This is a genomic window from Paenirhizobium naphthalenivorans (assembly GCF_007992095.1).
In the GTDB taxonomy this organism is placed as follows: Bacteria; Pseudomonadota; Alphaproteobacteria; order Rhizobiales; family Rhizobiaceae; genus Allorhizobium; species Allorhizobium naphthalenivorans.
In genome coordinates, this window is the sequence record NZ_BJZP01000061.1 from 1 (window position 1) to 5,613 (window position 5,613).

Below are 5,613 nucleotides of genomic sequence, written 5' to 3' on the forward strand. Positions count from 1 at the left end.
CGGAAAACGAGGCTGTGGTGCTGGCGGCGATCGCATACTTGCAGCCGGTGACCCGCGGCGAGTTGTCCAACATGTTCGGCAAGGAGATAAGCCGCGACATGATTGCCGGCCTTCGCGATGCCGGGTTTCTCAGCTCCGGCCCGCGCAGCCCGACACACGGCGCGCCCTACACCTATGTGACGACCAGGCATTTTCTCTCGGCGTTCGGCCTCGAAACACTGCGCGATCTGCCCGATCTCGAGCGGCTTGAGGATGACGGGCTGCTTAGCCGGCATTCGCTTGTGAGGGAAGATTTGGCGAAAGAAGTCGCCGATGGCGGCGAGCAGGACTAGCTGTAAGCGCATTTGGTGGGCATGACGCACTGCCATGGCCGCTCCACTGACCTTAAGCCGCGCCAGCTACTCGATCACATAGCCGAGCGCCCGATAACCCACGCGTCGTTTCGCTGCCATCCGAGCCAGAACCGGAACGGTGTTATCGACATAGTCGACCACCAAAACGTCCCGCTTGCCATCATGCTGACGATGCAGACGGCCGACATACTGCGCCAGAGTTCCCTTCCAGGCGATCGGCATGGTCAGGAACAACGTGTCGAGCCGGGCGTCATCGAAGCCTTCCCCGATATAGCGGCCTATCGCAAGTATCAGGCGCTCATCATCATCCGCGACATTCAAGGCCGTGTTGGCCTGCTTGCGATCCTTCGCCGACATGCCGCCGCGTAGCACCACCAGATTTTTCACGAACGGCGAGAACTTCTGCTGGAGGTAATCGAGGTGATCCTTACGCTCCGTCAGCAGGATGGGCGAACGTTTGGCCTCGAGAGATTTCAACACGTCATCGAATATCAGGTCATTTCGGCCTTGGTCCTGCGCAAGGGCTGCATAGATTGCTGGTATTGACGGGCGCTCGACCGAGGCGAGTGACGCTGGCAACTCAAACTTCGTCGAACGGTCACGGGCACGGTGGCGAATACCACGCTCGGCAGCTTGAACTCTTGCATCGACCCGATGGCGAACAGGGCCGCATTGCATGAAGATGATCGGATGATGACCGTCCTTTCGGGCAACGGTGGCAGATAAGCCGACGACATATCGCGCCTTGGACCTGCGAGCGACAAGTTCAAAACTTGCAGCGGACAGATGGTGGCACTCGTCGACAATCAAATGACCGTAATTTCCCACGATGTCATCGACCTCGCCATTGCGAACCAAGCTTTGGATCAGCGCCACATCGATGACCCCTGTTGGCTTCCTTTTCCCGCCACCGATTATGCCGATCTGCTTTGGGTCGATGCTCAGAAAGGAACTCAAACGCTCTACCCATTGGGTGAGAAGCTCCCTGCGGTGAACAAGAACCAGCGTGTTGCGGCTTCGATGTGCTACGAGTGCAGCTGCGACCACTGTCTTGCCGAAGGCGGTCGTCGCGGCGAGCACGCCGTTGTCGTTGGCCACAAGAGCATCAAAGGCCCGCGATTGTGGTCGTCGCAGTTCCCCTTGGAACGAGACGCCGGCGGGTAGCGCATCTCCGTCTTCGCGGTGATCCTCCAAAATGGCGGTCGCGCCATGGCTCTTGATGAGTTCAATCGCTTCGTCGAAGCAGCCTCGTGGCAGCGCGACATGGCGCGGGTGAAGCTCGGCACAGGAGATGATCCGAGGCTTGCCGAATGTCGGCAATCGCATTGCTTGCGCGCGATAGAATTCCGGGTTCTGGAATGCTGCCAGGCGCACGAACTGCGCAATCAGCGCGGACGGAAGCTCGGTCCTATCGATGTAAACCTGGTCGGCGATCACGACCTTGATGCTTTGCGGGATCGCAGCCTCAATTCGCCGCAGCTCGCTCCGACGTGACGGCAACATCTTCCACGGCTCATCGGCATGTTCGTCATCGACTGGCATCCGGACGCCCAAGACCCGCCCCGACAATTCGGCTTCGTCGGCGATCCTGAAGACTTCGTCCGCCGACAACCTGGGTAAAGACGACAGGTATGCCCACTGGTCATCGTAGGGTTGCAGGTCGCTATCGACAAAAACGCTGTTTCCATTTTCGCGGGCTTTCCTTTGCAGGGGAAGCGCGATCAGATTGCCGAAGCCGCCAAGTGGCATCGTATCCTGGTTGGGAAAGAAACGGTCATAAGACGTGAAGCCGATCTCGGGTCGGTTCTCCATCGTCTCTGTGATCAGCGCGGCACCAAGTTGCCGGGCGATCTTCGCGGGAACGGGTTCTGAGAAGAATATCCAGACATGGCCGCCGTTTCCCGACCTCGACCGTTCGAGGGCTGCGGCAATTCCTTTTGCACGACAGGTGGCGAGCAGGGCTCTGGTATCATCCGCCCAGCTTTCTTTGTCGAAGTCAGCAGCAAGGAGCCAGCATGTTTCGTCTTGCAGCAATGGATATACGCCGGCAACAAAGTCGCTTGAGCGAGCATCGCCGCCGCGAAGATGCTTTTCGATGATATCCTCGGAGGGCGGAATGAAAGCCTGATGCGGACATTCCCCGCATTTGACCTTCGGCTTTCCGCAGATCCCCTTTACCCACTCGTTGGAACAGGCCGGCGAATAGCCGGAGCGCGCGGCCATCCTGTTTTCCCATCGAACTGGGAAGACATCGGGACGCCCCGCGAACAGGCGTCGGAACAACTCGATTTTCTCGACTGACGGTGAGCTGTTGGTAACAGGGGCATCGACAGACGACGGCCGTTCAGGCGAGTAGCTATCGGATGTGACCTTTTTCTCCAGCGATTCTAACGTGCACTCAAGCTCCAGACGCTCAGCATCGAGATCAGCCAAGCGTCGCCGAATCCGCGCAATCTCTTCAGAAGTGTCGTCCCAACCTGCCAACGCCGCAGTCCACTTCCCAAAGTCCTGTCATGCGTCAACATAGACCAAAGACAGCTCGCGCTTAAGTCCCACACCGCGCATCCGGACCACCACTAACCCCGCTGTCCGCCAGCTACTGGGTGATCGCCGGGCCGGTCGTGAGTTCGAGCCGACCGACGATGAGGACTTCTCCTGATACCCGCATAGGCACCCAATAATCCTGACATCTCTGCTGCCGGAGGAGGGCGTGCGATGGAAGGTTGCTGCCTACGGCGTTTGAGGGCATCCGCAAGCAGCGTGATCAAGGGAAGGTGACCACCCGCCGACAGGATGAGCCGTCGCCAATGGGTGATTACAACATCATCATCGACCGTCAACCAGTCACTGGGTCGCATTGCGAGCCGTTCGATGCAGCGAATCCGCGTCGACGTGGACAGGCTGGTCAGGGACGATGTCGCATAAATACCGGCAACACTTGGCATGCCAAGCAGGCCCCGAACGAGGGTAGCGCTTGGCAGCGAACCGGTTATCGCTTCCAGTCGGCAGATATCGTCGATGCAGCGGTCAAGCCGTTTTGCCTCTGGACCGACACCGACAATCGATGCCCGACGCAGGTCATAGCCGCAGCAGGCACAATGATGTTGCGGAACGAGTTCAGTCTGATCGAAAGCCGCAACACGGCTGCGGCACGATGGGCATCGATCGCGCAACCCGCAACCATGTTTTGAACAGCAAGCTTTGGTTGCCAACCGCCATCGTCGCCGAAAATATGGCTGTGCATCCTCAGCCAGGCATCGAGAACAGAACTGCAGCCACCGCGAACTGTCGCGACGTCCGTTGTTTCGCAATGGCAGCAAGAGCGGCTTCAGCGGCGATCCAGCTAGCGACATCGCCGAGAGTTGGTCTTCCAAAATCCCGGTGTGGGCTTGGAGAAGGGTTGCAATGTCGGCCGGGAGCTTGAGGTCCAGGGCGGCCGACCACATCCCTGCATTAAGCCCGAGTACGCGGGCGAACGGTCGAGGCGCAATGCCGTTCGCAAATGCAAGTCGGTGCAGCCAGCTCGATAGCAATTCGTCGGCCTGCGGCGTGACGATGACGGGCCACTTTTCCGAAACGACATCGCGGTATCGCTCGCGGATGCCGATTGTCAGGCCGGGAGAATCGATGACCATCACAGAAGGCTCTGACGCAGAGGGGAGTTGCGCCGCTGTGAGATCGGCACATAGCGCAGCGCGTCGATGTTGGCTTGGGCCTGTCGCAAATTATCAAGCTTAACCGTATGTTGACCATAGGCATGGAATTTGCCGCTCCGAAATTTGCGGAGCGAGCCCATGATTCTGAATGCTATTGCCGAGAAGTTGAAGCGCCAGTCGAAAGATGACTTCAAAGGCAGGCATTTTGAGGCATGGTTGATTGTACAGGCGGTTGCCTGGTACTTGCGCTACCCGCTCAGCTATCGTGACTTGGAAGAGATGTTTCGCGAGCGGGGCTTTGAGGTCGATCATAGCACGGTCAACCGCTGGGTATTGGCTTATGCGCCGATGATCGAAAAACGGCTGCGGCAGTTTCGGCGACCCCATTGCGGCTCGGTCCGGATCGATGAGACCTACGTCAAGATCCGCGGCAAATGGCGCTATCTGTACCGAGCCATCGATAAACACGGCAATCCGGTGGATTTCCTGTTGACCGCTAAGCGCGATCTCGACGCCGCCAAGCGGTTCTTCCGCAAGATGCTCAAAGACGAACCCTTGTTGTCGCCGAACAGGATCGGGACGGACGGGGCCAACACCTTCCCGTCAACGATTAAAACGTCGGTTGATGATGGGCTTCTCCATCCCGATCCCGTGCATTATGTCACCAAGCATCTCCAGCAAGGCATCGAAAGCGACCATTTCCGGGTAAAGAAGAACATGCCAAAGATCGGTGGCTTCCAATCCTTCAACACGGCGCGGCGAACCATCGCGGGTTTCGAGGCGATGCTGTGGTTGAGGAAAGGCTTTGGCTTTTCCGGAGGATGGACCATCAACGATCAGAACGATTTGCTTGCGCGCCTCTTCGGACTGCAAAAGGTTAACAAAGCATGAAAATGAGGATGCTCAGGGGATAATCGCGGCACCTTCTTTCCGGAATAGTCGACGAAGACCTTGTCGCCGGCGGCGTGTTCCTGGCGCATCGTCGGCGACAGGCGTTGCTCGAAACCGCGAAACAGTTCGCAGAAGCGGCTATAGCCGTAACCGTCGGGATGGACGCTGCGGTATTCCTCCCAGAGGATCAGAAGCGTCACGCCCGGCTTCTTCAGCTCGATCGAAAGCTCAGCCCATTCAGGCTCCTGCCTTCGCCGCTGGCCCTGCTTGACCCCGGCGCGGGCGAAAAGACGATGTTCGAGCGCATCGTCGGTCAGCTCGCCGGGCAAGGGCCAGGCCAAGCCCGCTAGCGCCGCCCGCTTCAGATTGTCCTGCACGGTGCTGCGCGCAACGCCGAGCACCACCGCAATCTCGCGGCTACTTGTTCCGCTTCCGGCAAGCCGGAGCATCTGTCGTAATTGTCTCATGGTCAGCCTTCTCTTCGCCGGCATCAAAATCTCCTCGTGTACCGGGAGGCTTGATGCCAAAGTTGCTGACCCAGGGGGTATCGTTAGAGCCGAAAAACGGCCGACAATTGATTGGAATCGTGGCCGGCTTCAAATCGGAACGGTGGCCGGTAATTGATCGGAATGCCGGCCGGCTTCAGCTCGGAATCCGCAGAGACCCATGGAGGTCTGGCGCGGGTAATCATCGGCTCATTCCTGAACGCCCTT

Annotated in this window: 5 protein-coding genes; 2 read left to right on the forward strand and 3 right to left on the reverse strand. The window is 58.5% G+C overall.

The genetic code is table 11. From position 1 onward, the window contains the following. Positions 1-332 (forward strand): SMC-Scp complex subunit ScpB (gene scpB, locus RNA01_RS22765; RefSeq protein ID WP_147182384.1); only part of this gene is annotated, 332 nt, incomplete at its 5' end. A 66-nt stretch (positions 333-398) separates the two neighbouring features. Here scpB and RNA01_RS22770 read toward each other — a convergent pair. After that, entirely contained in the window at positions 399-2,786 is a 2,388-nt protein-coding gene (locus RNA01_RS22770) for a TOTE conflict system archaeo-eukaryotic primase domain-containing protein (RefSeq protein ID WP_210245810.1), read from the reverse strand. Positions 2,787-2,929: 143 nt separating this feature from the next. Continuing rightward, the gene (locus RNA01_RS22775; protein ID WP_147182387.1) at positions 2,930-3,988 is read right to left on the reverse strand and encodes a TniQ family protein; all 1,059 of its coding nucleotides are present in this window, start codon (positions 3,986-3,988) and stop codon (positions 2,930-2,932) included. 159 nt (positions 3,989-4,147) lie between these two features. On the opposite strand from RNA01_RS22775, the gene RNA01_RS22780 reads away from it, so the two are divergent. Continuing rightward, a complete protein-coding gene (locus RNA01_RS22780) occupies positions 4,148-4,900 on the forward strand; it encodes an IS6 family transposase (RefSeq protein WP_147182386.1) in 753 nt (250 codons plus the stop codon). On the opposite strand, the gene RNA01_RS22785 is transcribed toward RNA01_RS22780, so the two are convergent. Further along, positions 4,846-5,391: a hypothetical protein gene (locus tag RNA01_RS22785; RefSeq protein WP_235916853.1), complete on the reverse strand. Its 546-nt coding sequence runs from the start codon at positions 5,389-5,391 to the stop codon at positions 4,846-4,848. The two genes, RNA01_RS22780 and RNA01_RS22785, sit on opposite strands and share 55 nt — an antisense overlap. Between the last annotated feature and the right edge of the window lie 222 nt (positions 5,392-5,613).

What these genes read in the sequence shown, in the direction of transcription:
- RNA01_RS22775 (WP_147182387.1), bottom strand. Translation starts at nt 3,988, where the DNA reads ATGGTCATCGATTCTCCCGGCCTGACAATCGGCATCCGCGAGCGATAC.
- RNA01_RS22780 (WP_147182386.1), top strand. Translation starts at nt 4,148, where the DNA reads ATGATTCTGAATGCTATTGCCGAGAAGTTGAAGCGCCAGTCGAAAGAT.
- RNA01_RS22785 (WP_235916853.1), bottom strand. Translation starts at nt 5,391, where the DNA reads ATGCCGGCGAAGAGAAGGCTGACCATGAGACAATTACGACAGATGCTC.